General features: G+C 68.9%; 19 protein-coding genes. 3 read left to right on the top strand and 16 right to left on the bottom strand.

Annotated elements, in window-relative coordinates:
• Positions 1 to 12 precede the first annotated feature (12 nt).
• The 9 genes from ACEN8D_RS12780 to ACEN8D_RS12740 all read right to left on the bottom strand — a co-directional run bounded on the left by ACEN8D_RS12780 (position 13) and on the right by ACEN8D_RS12740 (position 11,369).
• Entirely contained in the window at positions 13 to 843 is an 831-nt protein-coding gene (locus ACEN8D_RS12780) for a prepilin peptidase (RefSeq protein WP_413398759.1), read from the bottom strand.
• Positions 840 to 2,762 (bottom strand): hypothetical protein, encoded by a 1,923-nt coding sequence (locus ACEN8D_RS12775; RefSeq protein ID WP_413398760.1) that lies wholly within the window; start codon positions 2,760 to 2,762, stop codon positions 840 to 842. Before ACEN8D_RS12775 ends, ACEN8D_RS12780 begins: the two co-directional genes overlap by 4 nt.
• Positions 2,759 to 3,433 (bottom strand): PulJ/GspJ family protein, encoded by a 675-nt coding sequence (locus ACEN8D_RS12770; RefSeq protein WP_402716825.1) that lies wholly within the window; start codon positions 3,431 to 3,433, stop codon positions 2,759 to 2,761. Before ACEN8D_RS12770 ends, ACEN8D_RS12775 begins: the two co-directional genes overlap by 4 nt.
• The gene (locus tag ACEN8D_RS12765; protein WP_413398761.1) at positions 3,433 to 4,797 is read right to left on the bottom strand and encodes a prepilin-type N-terminal cleavage/methylation domain-containing protein; all 1,365 of its coding nucleotides are present in this window, start codon (positions 4,795 to 4,797) and stop codon (positions 3,433 to 3,435) included. Before ACEN8D_RS12765 ends, ACEN8D_RS12770 begins: the two co-directional genes overlap by 1 nt.
• Positions 4,798 to 4,882: 85 nt before the next feature.
• Entirely contained in the window at positions 4,883 to 5,350 is a 468-nt protein-coding gene (locus tag ACEN8D_RS12760; protein WP_413398762.1) for a type II secretion system protein, read from the bottom strand.
• A 201-nt stretch (positions 5,351 to 5,551) separates the two neighbouring features.
• Positions 5,552 to 6,775: a type II secretion system F family protein gene (locus ACEN8D_RS12755; RefSeq protein WP_413398763.1), complete on the bottom strand. Its 1,224-nt coding sequence runs from the start codon at positions 6,773 to 6,775 to the stop codon at positions 5,552 to 5,554.
• Positions 6,775 to 8,451: a type IV pilus twitching motility protein PilT gene (locus tag ACEN8D_RS12750; protein ID WP_495601029.1), complete on the bottom strand. Its 1,677-nt coding sequence runs from the start codon at positions 8,449 to 8,451 to the stop codon at positions 6,775 to 6,777. The genes ACEN8D_RS12755 and ACEN8D_RS12750 overlap by 1 nt, the downstream gene beginning before the upstream one ends.
• A gap of 16 nt (positions 8,452 to 8,467) precedes the next feature.
• Positions 8,468 to 10,138 (bottom strand): GspE/PulE family protein, encoded by a 1,671-nt coding sequence (locus ACEN8D_RS12745; RefSeq protein WP_413398400.1) that lies wholly within the window; start codon positions 10,136 to 10,138, stop codon positions 8,468 to 8,470.
• 208 nt (positions 10,139 to 10,346) lie between these two features.
• On the bottom strand, positions 10,347 to 11,369 hold the full coding sequence (locus ACEN8D_RS12740; protein WP_309886564.1) for a GNAT family N-acetyltransferase: 1,023 nt from the start codon (positions 11,367 to 11,369) through the stop codon (positions 10,347 to 10,349).
• Between the two features lie 79 nt (positions 11,370 to 11,448).
• On the opposite strand from ACEN8D_RS12740, the gene ACEN8D_RS12735 reads away from it, so the two are divergent.
• Positions 11,449 to 11,844 (top strand): VOC family protein, encoded by a 396-nt coding sequence (locus ACEN8D_RS12735; RefSeq protein WP_413398399.1) that lies wholly within the window; start codon positions 11,449 to 11,451, stop codon positions 11,842 to 11,844.
• Positions 11,845 to 12,004: 160 nt separating this feature from the next.
• Here the strand turns inward: ACEN8D_RS12735 and ACEN8D_RS12730 are convergent, their stop codons facing one another.
• The 7 genes from ACEN8D_RS12730 to ACEN8D_RS12700 form a co-directional block, all read right to left on the bottom strand.
• Positions 12,005 to 12,256, bottom strand: coding sequence for a hypothetical protein (locus ACEN8D_RS12730; protein WP_413398398.1), 252 nt, complete (start codon positions 12,254 to 12,256; stop codon positions 12,005 to 12,007).
• A gap of 127 nt (positions 12,257 to 12,383) precedes the next feature.
• Complete coding sequence (rpoC, locus tag ACEN8D_RS12725; protein WP_070417663.1) at positions 12,384 to 16,265, bottom strand: DNA-directed RNA polymerase subunit beta'; 3,882 nt, start codon at positions 16,263 to 16,265, stop codon at positions 12,384 to 12,386.
• Between the two features lie 42 nt (positions 16,266 to 16,307).
• Positions 16,308 to 19,796 carry a DNA-directed RNA polymerase subunit beta gene (gene rpoB, locus ACEN8D_RS12720; protein WP_070417662.1) on the bottom strand — a complete coding sequence of 1,163 codons (3,489 nt, stop codon included), beginning with the start codon at positions 19,794 to 19,796 and terminating at the stop codon, positions 16,308 to 16,310.
• A gap of 368 nt (positions 19,797 to 20,164) precedes the next feature.
• Positions 20,165 to 20,692 carry a hypothetical protein gene (locus ACEN8D_RS12715; protein WP_071302476.1) on the bottom strand — a complete coding sequence of 176 codons (528 nt, stop codon included), beginning with the start codon at positions 20,690 to 20,692 and terminating at the stop codon, positions 20,165 to 20,167.
• A 343-nt stretch (positions 20,693 to 21,035) separates the two neighbouring features.
• Positions 21,036 to 21,695, bottom strand: coding sequence for a response regulator transcription factor (locus tag ACEN8D_RS12710; RefSeq protein WP_413398397.1), 660 nt, complete (start codon positions 21,693 to 21,695; stop codon positions 21,036 to 21,038).
• The gene (locus tag ACEN8D_RS12705) at positions 21,692 to 22,897 is read right to left on the bottom strand and encodes a sensor histidine kinase (protein WP_413398396.1); all 1,206 of its coding nucleotides are present in this window, start codon (positions 22,895 to 22,897) and stop codon (positions 21,692 to 21,694) included. Before ACEN8D_RS12705 ends, ACEN8D_RS12710 begins: the two co-directional genes overlap by 4 nt.
• Complete coding sequence (locus ACEN8D_RS12700; RefSeq protein WP_071302473.1) at positions 22,894 to 23,403, bottom strand: hypothetical protein; 510 nt, start codon at positions 23,401 to 23,403, stop codon at positions 22,894 to 22,896. Before ACEN8D_RS12700 ends, ACEN8D_RS12705 begins: the two co-directional genes overlap by 4 nt.
• 133 nt (positions 23,404 to 23,536) lie before the next feature.
• Between ACEN8D_RS12700 and ACEN8D_RS12695 the strand changes: the two genes are divergently transcribed.
• Together ACEN8D_RS12695 and ACEN8D_RS12690 are read left to right on the top strand one after the other, a co-directional pair.
• The gene (locus ACEN8D_RS12695) at positions 23,537 to 24,379 is read left to right on the top strand and encodes a spermidine synthase (protein ID WP_413398395.1); all 843 of its coding nucleotides are present in this window, start codon (positions 23,537 to 23,539) and stop codon (positions 24,377 to 24,379) included.
• Positions 24,380 to 24,505: 126 nt separating this feature from the next.
• On the top strand, positions 24,506 to 25,282 hold the full coding sequence (locus tag ACEN8D_RS12690; protein ID WP_413461442.1) for a hypothetical protein: 777 nt from the start codon (positions 24,506 to 24,508) through the stop codon (positions 25,280 to 25,282).
• The last annotated feature ends 103 nt before the right edge of the window (positions 25,283 to 25,385 follow it).

Below are 25,385 nucleotides of genomic sequence, written 5' to 3'. Positions count from 1 at the left end.
TGGGGCAGGGATTCAGGCGAGGCCGAGGAGCGACAGGTAGGCGTTCCACAAAGGTGCGCCGAAGAAGACGCCGATCCATGCGCCGGCGAGCATCCAGGGGCCGAACGGGATCCCGGTCCGGCGGTTGCCCGCGCGGACGATCAGGACTCCGATCGCGAAGCTACCGCCGAGGACGAAGGCAGCGAAAGCACCCACAGCGAGGGGTCCCCATCCGAGGTACGCGAGCGCGAACCCGATGACGACGGCGAGTTTGACGTCGCCGAGGCCCATGCCGCCGGGTACCGCGACCGCGAGGACGAGGTACGCGCCCCCGAGCACGATCGCACCGAGAGCGGCGCGGAGGCAGGCCTCGAGGTCTCCGCCGATCGCTGCGGCCGCGGTGAGCAGGACGGCGATGACGACAGCGGTCGGGTACGTGATCGCGTTCGGGAGCCGAGCGGTGTCGAGGTCGATCGCGGCGAGCGCCACGCTCACTGCCATCAGGTACCCGAAGGCGATCAGGATGAGCACCCCCGCGACCAGTGGTCGCCAACCCGTGGTGGATCCCGGTGCGAAGCGGAACAGGACGAGGACGAACGCGACACCGGTGATCAGCTCCACGACCGGGTACCGCGCGGAGATCCCCGTGCCGCAGTCCCGGCACCGTGCGCGGAGCACCAGCCAGGAGATGACGGGCACGTTGTCCCGCCGTCGGATGCCGTGTCCACAGTTCGGGCACGCGCTCGCCGGCGAGACGACCGAGAGTCCCGCCGGAACACGGTGCACGACGACGTTCAAGAACGAGCCGACTGCGAGCCCGAGCGCCCCGCTCAGCGTGGCGAGTGCGATGACGATGCCGCTCATGAGGCTGGTGTCCCGTCTGCGCTGAAGGCTGGCTTGACCTCGACCTGGGTCGTCGCCCCGTACGTCGTCGCGACCGGCTGGAGGAACTTCGGAGGAGCTGTGGTCAGGAGTCGCTTGTCGTACGAGTACGCCTTGCTGAACCCCGTCCCGCCGGTCGTCGCCACCGGGCCGCGGTACTTCTGGGCGATGGACCCGAGCACCGTGAGCGTGCCCTGACCGTACGTCCGGATGGCACTCCGGCTGTTCGAGGCCGCGTAGCGACCCTGGTCGTAGTTCTGGACGGTGAACGTGCCGTTGTTCGAGGCGATCGCGGCGTCGATCTCGAAGTCCTTCGCGGCGCGGCTCCCGCTCACCCAGTTCATCGGGACGCACTGGTAGCCCCACGAGGAGTAGCCCTGGCGGTCCCAGTAGGTCGAGGTGAAGTCAGTGCACATGGAGGACGCGACCGGGTTGTAGACCCACACCGCTTTCTGCCCGACGAGGCCGAGCAGGTTCGGGTTCGCGCTCGCGCCGGAGTTCACGTAGGTCAGGTCTCCGGTGACGTACACGTAGTTCTGCGCGGCCACCGTCATCGCGCCCTTGAACTGCCCCTGCACGAACACGTCACCGCTCTGGCATCCGTACGGCGTGCTGACGCTCAGGGTCTTGATGGTCTCGCCGGCAGCCGGGTACCCGACGCCGTTCCCGCTCTGGCTGCCGTCCGCGCTCTTGCAGGAGTAGTTGGACGGCGTCGTGGAGCCCCAGCGGTTCGGGTCACCGGTCGTCGAGGGCACGTTCTGCACGTAGGCGAGGTTGTTGGGCAAGACGTCGAGCGTCTGCCCGCCGGGACTTCCCAGAGTGTTGCCGGAGGAGCTGTAGCCCGGGGTCCCGCACGCGGGTGCGGCCGTGGATCCGCTCGCCGGGTCCCCGGTGATCTGGACCGCCTTCGTCCACGGTGAGTAGACCGTCATCTTGCCCGCGCTCGTGAACTTGATCGTGGTCGGACCCGTGTAGAGACATCCGGGTTGCGGAACTGTCGACGTCTTGAGGTCGCTCCGTGTCTCCTGCATGAGGTTCGTGTTCGTCGGCGGCAGTCCGATGGATGAGACGTGCTGGACCTGCTTGAGGCCGGTCGTCGAGTTCTTGGCGAAGATCGCGCTGCTGCACCCGCTCGGCTTGCTGTAGACCCCGTCCGCCGTCGTCGACTGGACGTCGTTCTGGAAGGTCGCACCGCAGATCGTGAACTGGTCGTTCGAGCGCACCGGACCGGCGAGCGTGTCGCGGGCCGCGAACTGGATCGCAGCGCACTTCGTGACGCCCCGGGGCGCCGTCTCGTTCCAGTGGAGCGGTGTACAGCTGTCGCCCGTGATCGCCGGGTCACCCGATTCGTAGTCGGTGAAGTACAGGTAGTTGATGAAGCCGGTGCCCTTCAGGTTCGCGACGAGTGACCGTGTGACGGTTCCGGCCTTGCCGGTCACACGGACCTTGACGACGCCCTGCCCGTAGTAGTTCGCGTTGTTCACCTCGTACCGGAACGACTGACGGTACTTGCCGTCGCGTGACCCGTCAGCGGCGACGTTGTCGCTTCCGGGCACTCCCACCCACTCGCCGTTCGTCGAGGTCGAGAAGGCCTTGTTTCCCTTCGTGCTCGAGAAGGTGCTCCCGGTGCTGAACGACGTGCCGAGCGCGCCGTACTGCTCGTAGGAGTTGTCCGCGCTGATCCGGCTCTGGTAGTCGGCGAGGCCTGCGTACGCCGCGGCCCCCGCGTTGTTCCAGTCCTCGTCGCGGTTCGACTTGATGGTCCCGCTCACTGCCGTTGCGAGCACGGTGGTGACGATGATCATGAGCACGGCTGCGGTGCCGATGACCGTGACGAGCACCGCGCCCCGTTCGCCGTCCTGGTGGAGGGCGCGGAAACGCCTGAACAGGCCGCCGCTCATAGGTTCTCCTGCATGACGTTGGGGAGCCCGACGGTGGTCGCCGTCAGGACGTTCGAGTAAGCGCCGACGGTGGTGGAACCGACCTCGAGGTTGACCTGCACGTAGCGGACGTCGTCGAGCTGACCCGGGTCGGCCACCGGGTCGAGCGGCGTGGTCTGGTCGACGCCGAGGTACGCGAACGGCGTCGCCGTCGAGGACGCGACGGCCGGGGCGAGGACGCGCCGTGAGCTCGGCGAACCAGGGTAGGCAGGGAAGGTCCAGTACCCGTCGGACCCCGTGACGGCAGTGGCGGGCCACTGGGTCTCGACGAGCTGGCCGCCCGTCACCTCGAACTGGACCATCACCGGCTTCGTCTCCGCGGATGTCAGGTTCACGAACGCGAAGAACCTGACCAGGGTCGGCGACGCGACGATGAAGGCCGGGTCGGACTCGTCGTTGACGATCGGGTTCTCGGTCGCACCACGGAACATCCGACTCATCTCGTTGAGGACGTTCGAGGAGACTCGCGTGTTCTGGTCGATCCGGTTCACTGATCCCTGTGCCTTCTGCGCGGCGCCGAGGAACCCGGCAGCGGTGGCGACGATGATCATCGACAGCGCCATCGCAACGAGGAGCTCAGCGAGCGTGATCCCCCGATCGTCGCGTCGTACCCGCGCGATCCAGGCACGCATCACGAGCTCCTCGGATCGAGCATGATCGTGGATCCGCTGACCGTCGCTTTCGACTTGCCCGCGAGTGTGACATTCGTGCCGATCGAGAGCCCCGCCACGTTGAGCACGGTCGCCGAGATGCTGTAGGTGCCGTAGGGCAACGCGAGGGTCTGCGTCGTCCCGGTTCCCCTGGCAAAGGTGTAGCTCGTCGCCGGCGCCGTCTTGCACCCCGGATCCGCCGGGTCGAGCACGGTCGTCGGGGTCGCGGTGATGACCGCGGCACCGACCGCGGTCTTCACGGTGAAGGTCCCCATCGGGACGCTGACCGCGCCCGTCCCGCCTGGCGACGCCGCGACGTTCGCGGCGGCCGGGGCCACCTTGCCGTCACTCGCGGCGGTCGTCCAGGACGTCCAGTCGACGTCGGTGCACGCGCTCGCGACCGGGCTGCCGACGTACGAACCCGTCATCGCGTTGTACCCGTCCGGGAACGGGAAGAGCCGCTGTGCGCCCGTGCTCGGGACGACGGTGTCGTTCGTCGGGTTCCGGTAGGTCATGGTGAGGTTGGTCGGTGTCGCGGCGCCCGACGTCTGGAGCGACGGCGTGTAGGTCGCAGCGGTGTCGTACTGGAAGGACGCGGTCGCGGTCCCGCCGCCCGTGACCGTGACCGCCGAGGTGGGAGACACCTCCTGCGAACTGCTGATGCCCCCGGTCCGGGTGATCGTGACGACGTAGTTCCCCGGGGTCACGCCTCGGGCCACCGAGCATCCGGTCGCCGACGTCGCAACCGGCTGCGCCGTGAGCGACTTGGCTCCCGCCGGGTCGGTCGGGCTCGGCACGATGGCGACGGACACACCGGCGCTGCCGGTACCGGTGGCGCCGACGACGCCGACGAAGATGACGCCGGAGTCTGGGCTGCTGGAGTCGCTGCCCGGCGAGACGAGTGCCGTCATGCGGACGGGAGCGTACTTCGCAGCGCCGGAGCTCGAGGTCCACGAGACCTTCACGTCGACGGACTTGTTCGCGATGGTGGTCGTCGATCCGCTGAGGCCGCAGTTGCCGATGGTGCCAGCGGCGTCCGCCCAGGCAGCGGTGACCGCGATCGTGTACTGAATCCGCCCGACCGTCTGGGTCGAGGACTTCGAGACCACCTGGAAGATGTCGGTCTTGCCACGCTCGATGTCCATCGCCTGGTTCGCGAGGTGCGTGGCGACGGTGCGCGCCTTCGAGTCGTTCGTGAGGACGAGGGAGTTGATGACACCGGCGGCGACGCCCACCGAGATCACGGCGAACACCATCATCGCGACGAGGACCTCGGCGATGCTGAAGCCCGCTTCGCGGTCGTCCGGGTCAACCGGACGGAGTCGGGCAGCCATGCTCTGGATCATCGTCATCCCCTCTCGCGGTGTCGGTGTGCGGAGAAGGGCGGGACGTTCATCAGCTGAACGTCCCGCCCTCGTGTCGATCAGACGATCAGGAGATCGTGCAGGCCGTGGACGAGACGCCCCTCGACTCGGTCGCGTAGAAGAGCTTGTCCGTCGTGCTCGTCCCGATGATGCAGAAGCCGGTCGCGCTCGGCCCGTAGCTCAGCGACTTGGTGTTGGTGCCGAGCGTCGCGCCCGCATCGGTCCAGGTGGCGGCGGGGCTCGGGAAGGACGACGGCGTGGCAGTGGTGCCGTTGAGGGCGGTGAACTTCGCCGGGTACGCCCCGCTGTTGGTCTGCTGCGCCACGACGGCCGTCTTGAGGTTCGAGACGTCGTTCTGGACCGACGAGTCCTTGGCGTTGTTCTGCACGCCGATGTAGATCGGAATGGCGATCGCGGCGAGGATGCCGATGATGATGACCACGACGAGGAGCTCGATGAGCGTGAAGCCCTTGTCGTTCTCTTCGAGGAGACCCTTGCGGCGAGCGTTCAGCTTGCCCATGAGAGCTGCGTACATGGTTTTCCACTCTTTCGGGAATGTAGACGGGGAATTGTTTCGGGGCTGTGCTCTGCCGCCGCGGTCAAGCGTATGGACCGCCGTTTCACGGCATAATCCCAACAACGGGGGGCTTCTGGGGTGCGAAATGCCCCCATTCACAGGGGCACCCGTTCGGGGAGAAACCCCCGAACGGGTGCCAAGACGAAGGTGCGAGCCGGCTCAGTGGATGAGTGAGGTGATCTGGAAGATCGGCAGGTACAGTGCGACGATCATCCCGCCCACCACGACGCCGAGGAATGCGATGAGCAGCGGCTCGATGAGCGAGGTCAACGCCTCGGTCGTGGATTGCACTTCGGCGTCGTAGAACTCGGCGATGCGTTCGAGCATCGTTTCGAGCGAACCAGCATCCTCACCGACCGCGATCATTTGCGAGACCATGTCCGGGAACACTTTCTCACGGGTGATCGGAACGGCGATGGATTCACCTTTCCGAACGGATTCCGCAACCCGGTCGAGTGCTTTCTGGACGACGAAGTTGTTCGAGACCTCGCCGACGATCTTCAATGCTTGGAGGATGGGGACGCCGGCCCCGATCATGTTCGAGAAGTTCCGCGCGAACCGTGCGACGACGATCTTCTTGTTCAACGCGCCGAACACCGGCAATCGGAGTCGGATCGGATCGAGGAACGAGCGGACACGATCGGTGTTCTTGTTCGCCCGGTACCAGAGCACGCCGACCACGATCGCGACGGCCAGGATCGGACCGACCCAGACCATCGCGTGCGACGCGTAGACGAGCATCATCGTCGGCAGCGGGAGCTGACCGCCGAGTGACGAGAACATGTTCTGGAAGATCGGGACGATGAACACGAGCATCACCACGACGGCGACGAGTGACATGACGAGCACGACCACCGGGTAGGTCATCGCCGACTTGATCGTCGAGCGGAGCTTGTGCTCCTTCTCGAAGTTCGTCGCGATCGAGTCCATGGCACGGTCGAGGAAGCCGCCCGTCTCACCGGCCCGGATCATGTTGATCATGATCGGCGGGAAGTCGACCGGGTACTTGCCGACGGCGTCGGACAGCGACACACCCTGCTCGACCTCGGCGCGGACCTTGCCGAGGATCTCCTTCAGCTTCTTGTTCTCGCTCTGCTCGGCGAGGATCGTGAGCGCACGCAGGAGCGAGAGCCCCGAGGCGAGCATCGTCGCAGCCTGACGCGACATGATCGCCAGGTCCTTGAGCCCCACACCCTTCTCGAACCCCGGGATCTTGATCTCGGTCTGCAGTCCGGTGCCGGGCTTCGCCTCGGTGATGGCGATCGGTGAGACGCCCATGCCCCGCAGCCGCTGGACGACCGCTCCTTCGGAGGACGCGTCGAGCCGTCCCTTGACGAGCTTCCCGGCGCCGTCGCGCCCTCGGTAGTCGTAGGCGAGTGACATCAGTGGCCTCCTGAGTACTTGTCGCCGAAGTCGATCTCGGACGCGGCGATCGCGGCGGCCGAGGAGTCGGACGGGGACTCGACGCGCTGCACGAGCCGGTCGAAGCCCTCGTGGTCGTGCACCTTCTCCATCGCGGCAGCCCGCGTGACGGTTCCGACGTTGACGAGCTCGGCGAGGTCCTGGTCCATCGTGTGCATCCCCATGTCACGCCCGGCCTGCATGGCGGAGGTGATCTGGTACGTCTTGCCCTCGCGCACGAGGTTCCCGATGGCCGGGGTGGTCCTCATGATCTCGGTGGCGACGACCCGGCCGGCACCGTTGGCCTTCGGCACGAGCGTCTGGCAGACGACCCCCTCGAGCGTCGAGGCGAGCTGCGTCCGGATCTGCCCCTGCTGGTGCGGCGGGAAGACGTCGATGACGCGGTCGATCGTGCCGGGAGCGCTCTGCGTGTGCAGGGTGGCGAACACGAGGTGGCCGGTCTCGGCCGCGGTGAGGGCGACGGAGATCGTCTCGAGGTCGCGGAGCTCGCCGATCAGGATGACGTCCGGGTCCTGGCGCAGCACGTGCTTCAGGGCGGCGGCGAACGAGTGCGTGTCTGCCCCGACCTCGCGCTGGTTGATGATCGCCTTCTTGTGGTCGTGCATGAACTCGATCGGGTCCTCGACCGTCACGATGTGGTCGGCCCGGGTCTCGTTGACGAGGTCGATGAGGGCGGCGAGCGTGGTCGACTTGCCGGAACCGGTCGGCCCGGTCACGAGCACGAGTCCGCGCGGCAGCTTGGCGAACTCCCCCACGTGTTCGGGGATGCCGAGCTGCTTGAGGGTCTTGATCTTCGTGGGGATGATGCGGAAGGCCGCGCCCCAGTTCCCGCGCTGCTGGTAGTAGTTCACGCGGAAGCGGTACTCGGGCGACAGCGAGTACGCGAAGTCGAGTTCCTGCTCGTGGTCGAACTGCCCGGCCTGCTCGACCGAGAGCAGGGTCTTGAGGGCGGCGATCACCTTGTTCCGCGCCCACGGCCCACCGGGGACCGCCGGTCGCAGGGATCCGTCGACGCGCACGGTCGGGGCCGCGTCCGCGGTGAGGTGGAGGTCCGACGCACCCTGGTAGACGACCTGGGCGAGCGCGGTGATGAGGTCGGGGTCGGCGACCTCACGCGCGTGGCGGGTGAAGTTGATCTCGTCGTGGCCGGCGGGTGCCGGCACGTGGGTGGCCGCGACGTGGGCGACGGTCGGGAGGATCGTGGTCGGTTCCGCAGGCACGACCGGCAGGTGCTGGGTCACCGCGTCGGCGTAGCCGTAGGACGCGGTCGACGGCGGGACGGCGGCGGACGGCGTCGCGGGGCGGGCGTGCGGCTGCGCGACCGGCACGGCGACGGGGTCGCCGGACGGCGCCGGCCAGGACCCGCTCGGGACGGACGCGGAGGGCACGGCAGCACCGGGGACGGGCGCAGCCGGAGCCGGAGCCGGCCACGCGGTGTCACCCGACAGGTCGTAGACCGGCGCGGCCGAGGCGGGGGCGATCTGCGCCTCGACGGCCGGCGACGTCGGCTGCTGCGCCGCTGCGGCCGCGAGCCGGGCGGCGCGGCGACCACCGACCTCGTGGCCGGGACGGCCCGGGTGCCACCCCGCGACCGGCTCGTCGCCGGGCACGGAGATGTCGTAGACGGAATCGGTCATCGTTCCACTCCCACGCCTACGCGACCACGCGAAGGATCTCGTCGATGCTCGTCATGCCGAGCTTGACCTTCTCCCACCCGTCCTGGCGGAGGGTGAGCATGCCCTGCTGCTGGGCGACGCGGCCGATCTCGGCGCTCGAGGCACGCGAGACGGCGAGACGCTCGATCTCCTCGGTCACGGTCATGACCTCGTGCAAGGCGATGCGGCCGCGGTACCCGGTGTTCGAGCACACGGCGCAGCCGACCGGGCCGAAGAACTCCGGCACGGCGGTGTCCTCGGTGCCCACGAAGCCGAGCGCCACGAGCTGCGCTGGCGTGTACTGCGCCGGGGCCTTGCAGCGGTCGCAAAGCCGTCGTGCCAGACGCTGGGCGACCACGGAGTCGAGTGCGGACCCGACGAGGAACGGCTCGATGTCCATCTCCGTCAGTCGCGTCACGGCCGACGGGGCGTCGTTCGTGTGCAGCGTGGACAGCACGAGGTGGCCGGTGAGCGAGGCCTCGATCGCGATCTGCGCGGTCTCGTGGTCGCGGATCTCGCCGAGGAGCACGACATCGGGGTCGGACCGGAGGATCGACCGCAGGGCCGACGCGAACGTGAGTCCGGCCTTCGGGTTGACCTGCACCTGGTTGATGCCGGCCATCCGGTACTCGACCGGGTCCTCGACGGTGATGACGTTGATCTCGGGACGGGCGACCGCGTTGAGGGTCGTGTAGAGCGTCGTCGACTTGCCGGACCCGGTGGGACCGGTGACGAGGATCATGCCGTACGGCTTCGAGTACGAGCGCTGGTACGCCTGGAAGTTCTGCTCGAGCAGGTTGAGGTCCTTGAGGGACATCGACGTGTTCGTGTTGTCGAGGATCCGCATGACGACCTTCTCGCCCCACACGGTGGGGAGCGTCGCGACGCGGAGGTCGATCTGCCGGCCACCGTAGCGCACCGACATGCGGCCGTCCTGCGGCTTCCGACGCTCGGCGATGTCGATGTCGCTCATGATCTTGAGCCGACTGATGACGCCGTTCTGGATGTTCTTCGGCGCCGGGGCCATCTCGTGCAGCACGCCGTCGATGCGGTAGCGCACCCGGACCTCGTGCTCGCCGGGCTCGATGTGGATGTCGGACGCGTGGTCCTGGATGGCCTGGGACACGAGCAGGTTGACGAACCGGACGATCGGGACGTCGTCGAGCGCGCCGTCCGTGAGGTCGACCTGCTGCTGGGTCTGCGCCGATGCCTCTTCCTCGAGCGAGGAGGTCAGGTCGTTCAGCTCGTCGTCGGCACGCAGGTAGCGGTCGAGCGCTGCGGCGAGGTCGCGCTCGTCGACCTGCAGCGGCTTTACGGGGCGTCCGGAGGCGGTCCGGGCGTCGTCGATCGCCAGCACGTTCGTCGGGTTCACCATCGCGAGGACGAGGACGTCGCCCTCGAACCCGACGCCGAGCACGCCGTGCCGACGGCAGAGGGTCGCCGGGAGCATCGACACCGCGGTGCCGTCGACCGGGTAGTCCGTCAGCGGGACGGTCTTGGAGTTGTTCGACGCAGCGCGCGCGGTGATGTACTGCGCCTCGCTGACGAGGCCCTGGTCGACGAGCGAGCGGATCGAACGGTCGTCGATCTCCTCGTCGCCGGTCATCGAGTCGAGGTGCTCGATCGGCAGGGCTCCGTTGAGGATGAGGATCTCGGACAGCGTGGCCATGAGCTGCGGAGCCTCCTTCGGGTCGCGCGCGGTTCGTGGGGACGAGCGCCGCAGGGGTTCGACGCCCGACCACGCTACGTCCGCACGGAACGGCCACCGCAGTCCCACAACGAGGGGGCGAGGGGGTGTTCGGTGGCCCCAGTGCAGGGGTACCCGCGGGTATCGACACCGCCGACGGCGTGCGCGCCGAGGGCCGCGACGACCCCCGTCAGAGGGTCGTCGACGCGGTGACGTGCACCGGCCCCGGGACGAACCCGAGCCGCTCGTAGATGCGTCCGGCGCCGGTCGGGTTCTCGGCGTCGACGTGCAGGACCGCGGCGGACAGCCCCTCGGCACGCATCCCTTGCAGCGCGGCGTCGAGGACGATCGGCGCGAGTCCCGTCCCACGTGCCGCCCGCACGACACCGACCCAGTGCACGTACCCGAACGACCGGCCGCGAGCGGCGAAGCCGTCCGGGTCCACCTCGACGAGCGCGAAGGCCACGATCCGGCCCGACGGGTCGACGACGACGCGGCCGAGGTCGAGCCGGGCCGTCGCCGCGGTGAGGAACCCGCGCCAGTCGGACTCGACCATCGGTTGCGATCCCCAGTGGTCGCGGAAGGCGTCGTTCTTCGCGATCCGCAGCGGCTCGATGTCGTCGAGGGTCGCCGCACGCACGCTGTACCCGTCCGGCAACTGCGGGACCGCGGCACCGGCGGGCTCGTCGAGCACCGCCTGCATGTCCACCCAGTGCCGGACGGGCTCGAGTCCGGCACGGGCTGCCAGCCGGAGGGCGCCGGATCCCTGCGGCGCACCGAGCGAGATCGTCGCCGGCAGGTCGAGGTCGAGCGCGGCGAGTCGCTGCCGTGCGCGCCCGATGAGCCACGCGAGCACACGACGGCCGATCCCCCGGCCGCGCAGCGCGGGGTGGACCGCCCCCTCGAGCACCACGCGAGCAGCGGTGACCCGGGAGGGGACGTCGATGACGATGCCGTACGCCTGCACATGCCCATCAGCATCGACGCCGACCAGGGTGTCCCGGGCGAGATCGAGCCCTTCGGTGGACAACGTCCGCTCCAGGCTCGCTGTGGAGGGACGAGCGTGTGGGTCGTCGACCGCGGCAGCCGCCACGGCGAGGGCGTGCACGGCCTCCAGGTCGTCCCGGGTCGCCGCCCGGAAGGTCAGGCCGGCAATCGGGACCGGGAGCTCGAGGTGGGCCGGGGCGGTGATCCGTTCGCGCAGCGTTGCCATCCGCCCAGCCTGCCATCCGGCACGGGCGCGACGGCGGAAAGTGCTCGACGCGCAGCCCTGCTCCGGGACATGATGAGTCATGGACATCACGAGCGTGACCGTGGGGCTGCCCGTCACCGACATCGAGGCGTCCTGCCTCTGGTACGGCGCCGTGTTCGAACGTGCCGAACCGGACCTCCAGCCCGACGAGGGCATCGCCGAGTACGAGGTCGGCGGCATCTGGATCCAGCTCTACGAGGACGCCGACGCCGAGGAGAACCCCGTGAGCGTCCGCTTCGGCGTCGACGACGTCGCCGCCCAACACGCACGCATCGGCGCGCTCGGGATCGACATCGGCCCGGTCGAGTGCGTCGACGGAGCAGTCGACTGGTTCGACGTCCGCGATCCCGACGGCAACGTCCTGAGCCTGTTCTCCCTGGTCGACGAGACCGGCCGGGGCTCCGGACGCGACAACGGGGCGGACCGCGCGGTCTGAGCCGTCACGCCAGCGCCTGACGGACTGGAGGCGCGGTGCGGGCCTGCACCGCGCCTCCAGTCCGTCAGCGGCGTTGCGCGAGCACGACCGCGTTCAGGACCCACGATCGCGGTCGGCTCCGGACCACACCACTTCGGAACGCCCACCGGATCGAGCACGGTCACCCCTCGGACACGAAGAACAGCACCGCAGCGAGGACGACCAGCACGAGGTCGACCAGGAACACCGCGGGCGCGAGCCGACTCTTCTCGTGGATCGTCCCCGCGGTCGTCGCGGAACCCAGCGACATCGCACCGAAGAGCAGCGCGGGCCCGTGGACCAGGACCGCGATGACGGAGGCGCAGCCGAGGACGACGGAGAGCGTCGCGAGCGAACGGGCTGACGTGACGCGAAGTCGGGCGGAACGATGCATCGCACTCCTTCACGAACGCCGATCGTTGTCTGTCATGTCACAATATCAGCAAACGCGCAGTGGGGCGCACCAACGGGAACGGCCCCCGCATCCGAGGATGCGGGGGCCGTTCCGGTGGAGCTCAGGCTCAGTTGTAGGTGCCCGGCGTGAAGTCGTCCGACGAGAAGCTGTCGAAGTCGACGAAGCTCAGGTCGGCGTCCGAGAACGACGAGTCGTCCGCGAAGATGCGGTTCGGGTACCGCTCCGCCTTCGCTTCTTCCGTCGCGTTCACGTCCACGTCGCGGTACCGGCTGAGGCCCGTCCCGGCGGGGATGAGCTTACCGATGATGACGTTCTCCTTGAGGCCGACGAGGTGGTCCTGCTTGCCCTCCATGGCCGCCTGCGTGAGCACGCGGGTGGTCTCCTGGAAGGACGCGGCGGACAGCCACGACTCGGTCGCGAGGGACGCCTTCGTGATGCCCATGACCTCCTGGCGAGCGGAAGCGGTCTTGCGACCCTCCTGCAGCGCCGCACGGTTGAGCTCGTTGTACCGCGAACGGTCCACGAGCTCGCCCGGGAGCAGGTCGGTGTCGCCGTGGTCGACGACGGTGACCTTGCGGAGCATCTGGCGCACGATGACCTCGATGTGCTTGTCGTGGATCGGCACGCCCTGCGAGCCGTACACGTCCTGCACACCGTTGACGAGGTGCTTCTGGACCTCACGGACACCCTTGACGCGGAGGACTTCCTTCGGGTCGACGGTGCCGGCGATGAACTGCTCGCCGAGCTCGACGTGCTGGCCGTCCTCGATGAGGAGCGTCGCACGCTTCAGCACCGGGTAGATGAACGGCTCGTCACCGTTGTCCGGCGTGAGGATGATGCGACGACCCTTGTCGGTGTCCTCGATCGTGGCGCGGCCGGGGGCCTCGGCGATCGGGGACGCGCCCTTGGGGGTACGCGCCTCGAAGAGCTCCGTGACACGCGGCAGACCCTGGGTGATGTCGTCGGCCGAGGCCGAACCACCCGTGTGGAAGGTACGCATCGTCAGCTGGGTACCGGGCTCACCGATGGACTGGGCGGCGATGATGCCGACCGCCTCGCCGATGTCGACGAGGTTGCCCGTGGCGAGCGAACGGCCGTAGCACTTCGCGCAGACACCGACGCTCGACTCGCAGGTCAGGACCGAGCGCACCTTGATGCTCTCGACACCGGCCGCGAGCAGCTTGTCGATGAGGACGTCACCGACGTCCTCGCCGGCCTCGGCGACGACCGTGCCCTTCGCGTCCACGGCCGGGGTGGCCAGGGTGCGGGAGTACACGGTGTTCTCGACGCGCGGGTCGCGCACGAGCTTGCCGTCGGCGCCCACGGTCGCGATCGGGAGCTCGAGGCCCCGGGTCGTGCCGCAGTCGTCCTCGCGGATGATGACGTCCTGCGAGACGTCCACGAGACGACGGGTGAGGTACCCGGAGTCCGCGGTACGGAGCGCGGTGTCGGCAAGACCCTTGCGAGCACCGTGCGTGGCGATGAAGTACTCCGCCACGGTCAGGCCCTCGCGGTACGAGTTGATGATCGGGCGGGCGATGATCTCGCCCTTCGGGTTGTTCACCAGACCACGCATACCGGCGATGTTGCGGACCTGGAGCCAGTTACCACGAGCACCGGACGACACCATGCGGTTGATGGTGTTGTCGACCGGGAAGTTGTCGCGCATCTCCTGCGCGATCTCGTTCGTGGCCTCGGTCCAGATCTTGATCAGGTCGGCGCGACGCTCGGCGTCGGTGATCAGACCCTTGTCGAACTCGCCCTGCACCTTGGCGGCCTGGACCTCGTAGCCCGCGATGATCTCCTTCTTGCGAGGAGGCGTCACGACGTCGGAGAGCGCCACGGTCACACCGGAGCGCGTGCCCCAGTAGAAGCCCGCGTCCTTGATCCGGTCTAGCGCGGCGGCCGTCTCGGTCTTGGAGTAGCGCTCGGCGAGGTCGTTGACGATCGCGGAGAGCACGCCCTTGTCGGTGACCTTCTGGACGAACGGGTAGTTCGCCGGGAGGGTCTCGTTGAAGAGCGCACGGCCCAGGGTCGTCTCGAGCAGCACGGTGTCGCCCTGCTCGTAGCCCTCGGGAGCTTCACCCTCGGCGAAGTGGACGTCCGCCATGCGGATCTTCACGAGCGCGTTGAGGTGCAGCGTGCCCTGGTCCTTCGCGAGGATGGCCTCGGCGACGGAGGAGAACGCACGGCCTTCACCCACGGCGCCCTCGCGGACGGTCGTGAGGTGGTGCAGACCGATGATCATGTCCTGTGCGGGCAGGGTCACCGGACGGCCGTCGGACGGCTTCAGGATGTTGTTCGAGGCGAGCATCAGGATGCGGGCCTCGGCCTGGGCCTCGACCGACAGCGGCAGGTGCACGGCCATCTGGTCACCGTCGAAGTCCGCGTTGAACGCAGCACACACGAGCGGGTGGAGCTGGATGGCCTTGCCCTCGACGAGCTGCGGCTCGAACGCCTGGATGCCCAGACGGTGCAGCGTCGGCGCACGGTTCAGCAGCACGGGGCGCTCGCGGATGATCTCCTCGAGCACGTCCCACACCTGCGGACGCGAACGCTCGACCATGCGCTTGGCCGACTTGATGTTCTGCGCGTGCGACAGGTCGATCAGGCGCTTGATCACGAACGGCTTGAAGAGCTCGAGCGCCATCTGCTTGGGCAGACCGCACTGGTGCAGCTTCAGCTGCGGGCCGACGATGATGACCGAACGGCCCGAGTAGTCGACGCGCTTGCCGAGCAGGTTCTGGCGGAAACGACCCTGCTTGCCCTTGAGCATGTCGCTCAGGGACTTCAGGGCGCGGTTGCCGGTACCCGTGACCGGACGACCACGACGACCGTTGTCGAACAGCGCGTCGACCGCTTCCTGCAGCATGCGCTTCTCGTTGTTCACGATGATCTCGGGGGCACCGAGGTCGAGCAGGCGGCGGAGACGGTTGTTGCGGTTGATCACACGACGGTAGAGGTCGTTGAGGTCACTCGTGGCGAAGCGGCCACCGTCGAGCTGCACCATCGGGCGCAGCTCCGGCGGGATGACCGGCACGACGTCGAGCACCATCGCGGCCGGCGAGTTGCCGGTGGCGAGGAAGGAGCTGACGACGCGCAGACGCTTGATCGCGCGAATCTTCTTCTGGCCCTTGCCCTCGGCGATCTGCAGGCGCAGCGCCTCGGCCTCGGCGGCCAGGTCGAACGCCTCGAGCCGCAGCTTGATCGCCTCGGCGCCCATGTAGGCGTCGAAGTAGATCCCGAAGCGGTCCTGGAGCTCGTGGAAGACGGCGTCCTCGGGCTTGAGGTCGCCCACCTTGAGGTTGCGGAAGTCCTCCCACACGCGCTCGAGGCGGGTGATGTCCTCGTCGAACGACTTGCGGACCTGGGACATCTCCTTCTCGGCGGTGTCCTTGGTGCGGCGCTTGACGTCGGCCTTGGCGCCCTCTTCCTCGAGCGCTGCGAGGTCGTCCTCGAGCTTCTTGAGGCGGTCGGCGATGATCGAGTCGCGCTGCCCCTCGAGGTTCTTGATCTCGAGGCGCATCTCGTTCTCGAGACCCGGCATGTCGGCGTGACGGCCCTCTTCATCGATGTCGATGATCATGTACGCCGCGAAGTAGATGACCTTCTCGAGGTCCTTCGGCGCCATGTCGAGGAGGTAACCGAGGCGCGACGGGACGCCCTTGAAGTACCAGATGTGCGTGACGGGCGCGGCGAGCTCGATGTGGCCCATGCGCTCACGGCGGACCGAGGACTTGGTGACCTCGACGCCGCAGCGCTCGCAGACGATGCCCTTGAACCGGACACGCTTGTACTTGCCGCAGGCGCACTCCCAGTCGCGGGACGGACCGAAGATCTGCTCGCCGAACAGACCGTCCTTCTCGGGCTTGAGGGTGCGGTAGTTGATGGTCTCCGGCTTCTTGACCTCGCCGTACGACCACTGGCGGATGTCCTCGGCCGTGGCGAGACCGATCCGCAGTGCGTCAAATGAAGTTGCTTCGAGCAATGTTCTTCTCTCTAGCTGGATTCGTTACGAGTACGGGCGGGATCAGATGTCGTCGACGGACGACGACTCGAACCGCGAGGAGATGTTGATGCCGAGCTCTTCAGCGGCACGGAAGACCTCGTCGTCCGTGTCGCGGAGGCTGACCGCCTGGCCGTCGGCCGAGAGGACCTCGACGTTCAGGCAGAGCGACTGCATCTCCTTCATGAGGACCTTGAACGACTCCGGGATACCCGGCTCCTGGATGTTCTCGCCCTTGACGATCGCCTCGTAGACCTTCACGCGGCCGAGGATGTCGTCGGACTTGATCGTCAGGAGCTCCTGGAGGGCGTAGGCGGCGCCGTACGCCTCGAGCGCCCACACCTCCATCTCGCCGAAGCGCTGTCCACCGAACTGCGCCTTACCACCCAGCGGCTGCTGCGTGATCATCGAGTACGGACCGGTCGAACGGGCGTGGATCTTGTCGTCGACCAGGTGGTGCAGCTTGAGGATGTACATGTAGCCGACCGACACGGGCTCCGGGAACGGCTCGCCGGAGCGGCCGTCGAAGAGCTGCGCCTTGCCGGACGAACCGATCAGGCGCTCGCCGTCGCGGTTCGGGAGGGTCGAGTCGAGGAGGCCCTCGATCTCGCGCTCGTAGGCACCGTCGAACACCGGGGTGGCGACCTTCGTGCCGGGCTCCGCGCTGCGAGCGGCCTCGGGGAGGGCAGAAGCCCACTCCTGGATGCCCTCGACGTTCCAGCCCTGCTTCGCGAGCCACCCGAGGTGGATCTCGAGGACCTGGCCGAAGTTCATGCGGCCGGGGACGCCGAGCGGGTTGAGCACGATGTCGACGGGGGTGCCGTCGGCGAGGAACGGCATGTCCTCGACCGGGAGGATGGTCGAGATGACGCCCTTGTTGCCGTGACGACCGGCGAGCTTGTCGCCCGCGGTGATCTTGCGCTTCTGGGCGATGTACACGACCACGCGCTGGTTGACGCCCGAGCCGAGCTCGTCGTCGCCGTCCTGCGAGTCGAACACCTTGACGCCGATGATCGTGCCCTCTTCACCGTGGGGCACCTTGAGCGAGGTGTCGCGGACTTCGCGCGACTTCTCGTTGAAGATGGCGCGGAGGAGGCGCTCTTCGGCGCTGAGCTCGGTCTCGCCCTTCGGCGTGACCTTGCCGACCAGGATGTCGCCGGGGCGGACCTCGGCACCGATGCGGATGATGCCGCGCTCGTCGAGGTCGGCCAGGAGGTCCGGGCTGACGTTCGGGAGGTCGCGGGTGATCTCTTCCTTGCCGAGCTTCGTGTCGCGGGCGTCGACCTCGTACTCCTCGATGTGGATCGAGGAGAGCGTGTCGTCCTTCACGAGGTTCTGCGACAGGATCATCGCGTCCTCGTAGTTGTAGCCCTCCCACGGCATGAACGCGACGAGGAGGTTCTTGCCGAGCGCGAGCTCGCCGTTCTCCGTCGCGGGGCCGTCGGCGATGACCTCGCCCTGCTCCACACGCTCACCGGCCGAGACGACCACGCGGTGGTTGTAGCTCGTGCCCTGGTTCGAGCGGTCGAACTTGCGCAGGTAGTAGGTCTGCGTGCCGCCCTCGTCGAGCTGCAGGGTCACGGCGTCGGCCGAGACCTCGGAGACGACACCGGCCTTGTCGGCGGTGACGACGTCGCCGGCGTCGATGGCGGTGTAGCCCTCCATGCCGGTGCCGACGAGCGGCGACTCGGAGCGGAGCAGCGGGACTGCCTGACGCTGCATGTTCGCACCCATGAGGGCGCGGTTCGCGTCGTCGTGCTCGAGGAACGGGATGAGCGACGTCGCGACCGACACCATCTGGCGCGGGGAAACGTCCATGTAGTCGACCTCGTCCTTGCCGACGAGCTCGACCTCGCCGCCCTTCTTCCGGACGAGCACCTTGTCGTCCTGGAAGTGGAAGGAGTCGGTGAGCGGGGCGTTCGCCTGCGCGACGACGAAGTCGTCCTCTTCCGAGGCCGTGAGGTAGTCGATGGTCGTGGTGACCTGACCGTTCACGACGCGGCGGTACGGCGTCTCGATGAAGCCGAAGGAGTTGATCCGACCGAACGACGCGAGCGAGCCGATCAAGCCGATGTTCGGGCCTTCCGGGGTCTCGATCGGGCACATGCGGCCGTAGTGCGACGGGTGGACGTCACGGACCTCGACGCCGGCACGCTCACGGGACAGACCACCCGGGCCGAGGGCCGAGAGGCGACGCTTGTGCGTCAGACCCGCGAGCGGGTTGTTCTGGTCCATGAACTGCGACAGCTGGGACGTCCCGAAGAACTCCTTGATCGCGGCGACGACGGGGCGCACGTTGATCAGGGTCTGCGGCGTGATCGCCTCGATGTCCTGCGTGGTCATGCGCTCGCGGACGACGCGCTCCATGCGGGACAGACCGGTGCGGACCTGGTTCTGGATGAGCTCGCCGACGGCGCGGATGCGACGGTTGCCGAAGTGGTCGATGTCGTCCACGTCGAGGCGCAGCTGCACCGGCTCGCCGTCACGGACACCGTCGAGCGTGGTCTTCTCGGCGTGCAGCGAGACCAGGTACTTGATCGTGCGGACGATGTCCTGCACGGTCAGGACCGAGTCGCTGAGCGGCGCGTCGATGCCGAGCTTGCGGTTGACCTTGTAGCGACCGACCTTCGCGAGGTCGTAGCGCTTCGGGTTGAAGTAGAAGTTGTCGAGGAGCGCACGCGCGGCCTCGGCGGCGACCTGCTCGCCCGGACGCAGCTTGCGGTAGATGTCCTTGAGCGCCTCTTCCTTGGTGAGGATGGCGTCCTTCTCGAGGGTCGACTCGATCGAGGCGAAGCCCTGGAACTCGTCCATGATCTCTTCGCTCGTCATGCCGAGCGCCTTGAGGAACACGGTGACCGACTGCTTGCGCTTGCGGTCGATGCGCACGCCCACCTGGTCGCGCTTGTCGATCTCGAACTCGAGCCAGGCACCACGCGACGGGATCACGCGGGCGGAGTAGATGTCCTTGTCGGAGGTCTTCTCCTGCTGACGCTCGAAGTACACGCCCGGCGAGCGGACGAGCTGCGAGACCACGACACGCTCGGTGCCGTTGATGATGAACGTGCCGCGCTCGGTCATGAGCGGGAAGTCGCCCATGAAGACGGTCTGCGTCTTGATCTCACCGGTCATGTGGTTCATGAACTCGGCGTTGACGTAGAGCGGGGCAGCGTAGGTCTTGCCACGCTCCTTGCACTCGTCGATCGAGTACTTCGGGTCCTCGAGCTCGGGCGACGTGAAGCCGAGCTGCATGGTCTCGCCGAGGTCCTCGATCGGGGAGATCTCCTCGAAGATCTCCTCGAGCCCGGAGTGCAGTGCGAGGTCGGTGCGACCCTGCTCCTGGCCTTCGGCGAGGCGGGCCTTCCAGACGTCGTTGCCGACGAGCCAGTCGAAGCTCTCCGTCTGGAGTGCGAGCAGATCAGGAACCGTGAGGGTGTCCGTGATCTTGGCGAACGAGAGTCGCGAGTGGTTGCGACCGTTCTTGGGGTTGGTGGATGCGTTGGGCGCAGCAGCCAAGGGTTTGACCTCCGGTAGGCCCCGTCGGGCCGGTACTGACGAGCAGCACGTAGGTGAGTGGATTGACGCTTCAGCGCACCCCTCGAAGACACGCGATCACGCGACGGCCGGTGAGCTGTGCACGTGTGCGATGATCTGGGTGGACGGGACCCGCCGACATATACGGGACCGGCACCACCAGGGCACGTTCTGGAAGAACGCTGCGTCGACCGCAATATGACGACACGGATGCCAGGGAGCGCGAACTGCCATCATAGGTCGGGCTCGTCGCGGATGTCCAGTCCTGGCTTGACCGAATTCGGCAGTGCCGTGTATAAGCCGGTGGACAGCGCGGGTATTCCCCCGCACTGCGCCCGGGAACGCGGCCGTCAGCGCAGGGCGCGGAACGCCGCCTCGGGCTGCCGCGTCCGCACGAACGTGACACGTCCGCGGTCGTCGGTGAACTCGATCCCGAGCCCCGGCGTGAGGATGAGCGCGCGGACACCGCGTCCGATCCGGAGCCCGATGCCGCCGTACGTCGACGCGTCCGCCTCGACGAGTCGAACGTCAGTGATCCGGTCGCGGGCGATCCGTCGCGCGGGCAGCGGCCGGAAGTGCAGGACGACGTGGGTGTCCGTCACCGTCCACCCCGAGCGGGCGACGAGGAGCAGGAACCCGACCGCGACGCCGACGAGCGCCGGCACCAGCAGCGCCGTCTCCGGAGCGTCGCCCGGCCATCCGAGCACCGCTGCGGTCAGCCCGAGCCCGCCCACCAGCAGGACCGCACCCACCGCACGCATCCAGGTCGGCGCGTGCTCGCGCTCGGTGTGGGTGGACGGACGGGAAGCGCGGGTGGCGACCGCGGGACGGCTCGCGGTGGCGCGGCGGTACGTGGGCACGCTCATGGTGTCGGTCATGCAGGTCGACTCCTCGTGGGATCGGGTCCGTTCGTGCTCATATTTTACATAGCGCACGCAATGTGTTCAATGGTCACGGCGGGCGGACCACGGCGGCGCGCAGGAGAGCGGGGAGCCCGACGCACGCCGACGGCGCGCACACGAGGGGCAGTGGGGGTGCCGGACGGTCGCGCCGCGGTCACGAGCGGGGTGCGGAAGCGCGCGAGGTGTGGGGCACTGCGCGGATCGACGCACCGAGGTGACGACCCGGTGAACGGTAGGCGACGACCCTTGGCGTCCGCTGGTGGTGCATGTGCACGCATTCACCTGCGCCGGGTTGACCGGTCGGGACCGCGGACCCGGGTCAGCGCAGGACGAGGGCGACGGCCTCCGCGCGGGTGCGGACGCCGAGCTTCGTGAACACCTGGTTCACGTAGGACTTCACGGTGGGCACGGTGAGGAAGAGCTCGGCGGCGATCTGCGGGTTCGACCGACCCTCGGCGATGCGCCCGAGCACGTCCGCCTCGCGCGGGGTGAGCGTCGGGAAGCGCGCACGGAGCGACTCGGTCGGGTCGGGCGTCGCGACGGGCGCGGGCGCGGTGCCGCCGGCCAGCTGGGCGACGAGCCGGGCGCCCACGGTGGCGTCGAACGTCGACTGCCCCGACGCCACCGCACGGATCGCCGTCGCGATCTCGCCGCGGCCGGCGTCCTTGGTCAGGTACCCGCGTGCACCGGCCCGCAGCGCGGTCAGGATCGACTCGTCGTCGGCGAACGTGGTGAGGACGAGCACGGCGACCCCGGGGTGCCCCTCGGTGATGCGTGCCGTCGCCGTCGGGCCGTCGACGCCGGGCATCCGGAGGTCCATGAGCACGACGTCCGGGGACTCCCGCTCGACCGCGGCGACCGCCTCGGCACCGTCCGACGCCTCACCGACGACCTCGAGGTCGTCTACGAGCGAGAGCACCGTCACCAGCCCGTCGCGCACGATGGCCTGGTCGTCGACGACGAGCACGCGGATGGTCACGGGCGGTCCCCCTCGGCGGCCAGCTCGTCGACCGGCAGGTGCATCGCCACGACGAACTCGTCGTCCGACCGGTCCGCCTCGACCGCGGCGCCGCTGCCGAGCTCCGCGAAGCGTTCGCGCATCCCGAGCAGACCGTGGCCGCCTCCGGACAGCGGGTTCGCGACCACGACGTCCACGGCGTCGCCGTCCCGGATGACGGACAGGGACACGGGGCGGCCGGGGGCGTGCCTGCGGGCGTTGCTGAGCGCCTCCCGGACCACCTGGACCACGGCGGCGCGGTGGGCCGCATCGAGGTGGGTGAGCGCTGTGTCGCCCTGCGTCACGATCTCGCCGCCGAACGACCGGTGCGCGTCGACGAGGGCCGCCAGGCCCGTCGCGGGGTCGGCGGTCGGACGGGAGGCACGGTGCGGGACCTCGGGCGAGCCCGCGTCCGCCTCGGTGTCCGTCTCCGCGTCGTCCCGCAGGGCGTGCACCGCACGTCGCGCCTCGGCCAGGCCGTCCGCGGCGAGCGCGCGGGCCTCGGCGGCGCGCTTCGTGGCGTCGTCGACCCGGCCGGCCTCGAGCAGGGCCTCGACCGCGTCGAGCTGGAGCACCAGTCCGCCGAGGGAGTGCGCGAGCACGTCGTGGATGTCCCGGGCGGCGCGGGACCGGTCCGCGAGGAGTTCGGCGCGCTGCTGGTCCCGCTCGGCCTCGCGCGCCCGTTCCGCCGCGATGCGGAACTGCCGACGGCTGAAGCCGATGAGGACGCCCAGGAGCATGCCGCCGCTCGTCCCGAGGACGAACTGGACCGAGGCGTGCTCGATCGAGGCGGACACCGCGACGACCACGATCGCGGCGAGTGCGGCGACGGCTGCCGCCCAGACCGGGACGCGGAGGTTCGCGCCGAGCAGGACGATCCCGACGATCACGGGGACGATCATGAGCGAGTCCGTCGGCACCACCGTCAGGGTCCCCGCGGCGATCATCAGGACCCCGGCGACGACGAGGAGCCGGGGTGTGCGACCGAACTCGCGGAGCGCCCACGCGGCGAGCGCCACCGCGCCGAGCACCCACACCCACGCGGGGTGCTGCAGGGCGATGCCGTTCTTCACGAACCAGAACGCGACGATCGCGATGCCGAGGGCGTTGAGCCCCCAGGCGGCGCCCGAGCGGGACCGGCCTCCGGGGAGGTCGGTCTCGTCCTGGCCGGTCAGCAGGGTCACCGGACCATCATGCCGCGCGGCTGGCGGTCGCCGCGGGGGATGCGGCCGTCGATGACGACGGCGCGTGCGGCGCGGTTCAGTGCGAGGACGAGCAGGATCGTGCCGGTCGACGTGAGCAGGTGCGCGCCGAGGTGGCCGCCGAGCACGTCGAGGCCGACGCGGACGGCGATGAGGACGATCCACAGCACCGCGCCGAGCGCACCCGTGCGGGACTGGATCGTGCGGCCCTTCGCGTCCGGGGTGCCGACCGTGCGGAAGCGGGTGATGCTGCCCATGGTCAGGCCGACCCCGATCGTGATGAGCGCCTCGATCCCGAGGAACACCACGTCGGTCGTCGTGATCGTCGCCTTCGTCTGGGCGAGGACGACCACGCCGACGATCGCCATGATGAGCGGCGTGCGCCAGATGCGCGCCGGGTCGAGGTACTGCCAGGTCGCCTGGCGGTACCCGAGGAACGCGACCAGGGCGATGCCGACGAGGATGTTCACGAGGAGCTGGACCGACATGGTGTCCGCCTTCCGAGGAGGTCCGGCGGGCGTCTCCCGGCCGGTGGTACCAGCCTCGTTCGACGGCGCCGGCGGGCACACCAACCAGGGGTGGGGACGCGGGGGGTGATCGCGGTGGTGTTCGATTGGTGCCATGGCTGATGCGTTCGACAGGTTCCGGATCGGTGCGGGGTACGCGGTGGTCGAGCCGGACCGGCACCGCCCGGGGTCGTTCACGCTCGTGGTGGACGGCACGCCGCAGTCGCACGTCGACCTCGAGGACCCGACGCACCTGGCGTTCGAGTACATCCGGCGGATCGGGCACGCCATCGACCTGCTCCCGGACGGCCCGGTCACGGCGCTGCACCTCGGTGCCGGGGCCCTGACGCTCCCCCGGTACGTCGCGGTCACGCGGCCGGGCTCGCGGCAGCAGGTCATCGAGCTGGAGCGGGACCTGGTCGACCACGTGCGGGACGCGCTGCCCTTCCCCCGCGGGGCCTCGATCCGGGTGCGGTACGGCGACGCCCGCGAGGTCCTCGGCAAGCTCCCAACCGGACTGCGCGGCACGGTGGACCTGGCCGTGGTGGACGTGTTCGGCGGCTCGCAGATCCCCGCGCACGTGACGAGCATCGAGTTCTACCGCGAGGTCGCGGAGTTCCTGTCGCCCACCGGCATCGTGGCCGTGAACGTGGCGGACGGGGCCGGGCTCGCGTTCGCCCGGGGGCAGGCGTCGACGCTGCAGGCGGTGCTGCCGTCGGTGGCGGCCGTCGCGGACACCGGGATGCTCAAGGGCCGGCGGTTCGGGAACATCGTGCTGCTCGGGTCGCCGACGGACCTGCCCGTGGCGGAGATGCCTCGTCGGTACTCCTCCGACCCGATGCCGGCGAAGGTCGTGCACGGGGCGGAGCTGCGGGCGTTCATCGCCGGGGCGCCGATCGTCACGGACCAGACCGCGGTGGCGTCGCCGGAGCCGAACCGGAGCGTCTTCGGCGGCTGACGCGCGACCGCGGGTCGGGCCGACGGTCGCCGTGCGATCGGGCGGATGCCGCGCACGCGGAGGGTCCGCCTGCCAGGATGGGTCTGAACGACCGCGCAGGTGCGCGACCGAGCAAGGGGATCCCTGATGACGAACGACGACCGGAGCAACGAGGACCGGACGGGCGACGGCCAGGCGCCGAGCTGGGGCGGAGCGCCGCAGCAGCCCGCTCCCTCGGCCGACGAGCCGCGCTACGGCGAGCGGGTCGACCCCGCTCCCGCCTCCACGCCGCAGTACGGCGAGCCGGCCCCGCAGGCCGACGCGCCGCGCTGGGGCGAACAGGCCCAGCAGTACCAGGCACCGCAGGGCGAGACCCCGCAGTACGGGTCGACCCAGTACGCCGAGCAGCAGGGCCAGTACGGGCAGCCGCAGCACGGGCAGCCCCAGTACGGGCAGCAGCCCTACGCGGCGGCTCCGGCGAGCGCCGGTGCCCCCTCGTGGCAGGGCTACGAGGAGCCGAAGGCCAAGAAGAAGACCGTCGGTGTGGTGGCGTTCGTCCTCGGGCTCGCGTCGCTCGTGGTCGGCGTCATCGGTGGCTGGCTTATGGGGGCTGCGCTCGCGAGCAGCGACGCCCTCCGGAGCGTCGTACCGACGGACGGGTCGACGCCCGACCAGAGCCAGTTGCAGCAGCAGCTCATGAACGACCCCAACGTCGTGTCACAGCTCGGGGTCGGGGCGATCGTCGCCGGGATCGCTGCGCTCCTCGGCCTCTGGGCGCTCGTGCAGGGCATCGTCGCGATCGTCACGAAGCGCGGCCGGGGCTGGGGTGTGTTCGCGATCATCCTCGCGGTCGTCGCCACGATCGCGACCTTCGCCACCTACATCGGCGTCGCGGCCGCGGCGGTGGTGAACGGCGGCAGCTGAGCTCCGGAGACCGTCCCGGACGGCCCGTCGTGCACCCGCACGGCGGGCCGTCCTCGTCCCCGCGGTCGACACGAGCGTGACCCCCGTGCGCGTGGCACCGCTC

It is taken from the genome of Curtobacterium sp. Curtsp22 (genome assembly GCF_059492135.1).
Note: the sequence above shows the minus strand (reverse complement) of the source record. Positions and strands in the feature narration are given on the sequence as shown.

Excerpts from the sequence above, each read along its gene's own strand:
- ACEN8D_RS12780 (WP_413398759.1), bottom strand. The coding sequence starts at position 843 with ATGAGCGGCATCGTCATCGCACTCGCCACGCTGAGCGGGGCGCTCGGG.
- ACEN8D_RS12775 (WP_413398760.1), bottom strand. The coding sequence starts at position 2,762 with ATGAGCGGCGGCCTGTTCAGGCGTTTCCGCGCCCTCCACCAGGACGGC.
- ACEN8D_RS12770 (WP_402716825.1), bottom strand. The coding sequence starts at position 3,433 with ATGCGTGCCTGGATCGCGCGGGTACGACGCGACGATCGGGGGATCACG.
- ACEN8D_RS12765 (WP_413398761.1), bottom strand. The coding sequence starts at position 4,797 with ATGATCCAGAGCATGGCTGCCCGACTCCGTCCGGTTGACCCGGACGAC.
- ACEN8D_RS12760 (WP_413398762.1), bottom strand. The coding sequence starts at position 5,350 with ATGTACGCAGCTCTCATGGGCAAGCTGAACGCTCGCCGCAAGGGTCTC.
- ACEN8D_RS12755 (WP_413398763.1), bottom strand. The coding sequence starts at position 6,775 with ATGTCACTCGCCTACGACTACCGAGGGCGCGACGGCGCCGGGAAGCTC.
- ACEN8D_RS12750 (WP_495601029.1), bottom strand. The coding sequence starts at position 8,451 with ATGACCGATTCCGTCTACGACATCTCCGTGCCCGGCGACGAGCCGGTC.
- ACEN8D_RS12745 (WP_413398400.1), bottom strand. The coding sequence starts at position 10,138 with ATGGCCACGCTGTCCGAGATCCTCATCCTCAACGGAGCCCTGCCGATC.
- ACEN8D_RS12740 (WP_309886564.1), bottom strand. The coding sequence starts at position 11,369 with ATGGCAACGCTGCGCGAACGGATCACCGCCCCGGCCCACCTCGAGCTC.
- ACEN8D_RS12735 (WP_413398399.1), top strand. The coding sequence starts at position 11,449 with ATGGACATCACGAGCGTGACCGTGGGGCTGCCCGTCACCGACATCGAG.
- ACEN8D_RS12730 (WP_413398398.1), bottom strand. The coding sequence starts at position 12,256 with ATGCATCGTTCCGCCCGACTTCGCGTCACGTCAGCCCGTTCGCTCGCG.
- ACEN8D_RS12715 (WP_071302476.1), bottom strand. The coding sequence starts at position 20,692 with ATGACCGACACCATGAGCGTGCCCACGTACCGCCGCGCCACCGCGAGC.
- ACEN8D_RS12700 (WP_071302473.1), bottom strand. The coding sequence starts at position 23,403 with ATGTCGGTCCAGCTCCTCGTGAACATCCTCGTCGGCATCGCCCTGGTC.
- ACEN8D_RS12695 (WP_413398395.1), top strand. The coding sequence starts at position 23,537 with ATGGCTGATGCGTTCGACAGGTTCCGGATCGGTGCGGGGTACGCGGTG.
- ACEN8D_RS12690 (WP_413461442.1), top strand. The coding sequence starts at position 24,506 with ATGACGAACGACGACCGGAGCAACGAGGACCGGACGGGCGACGGCCAG.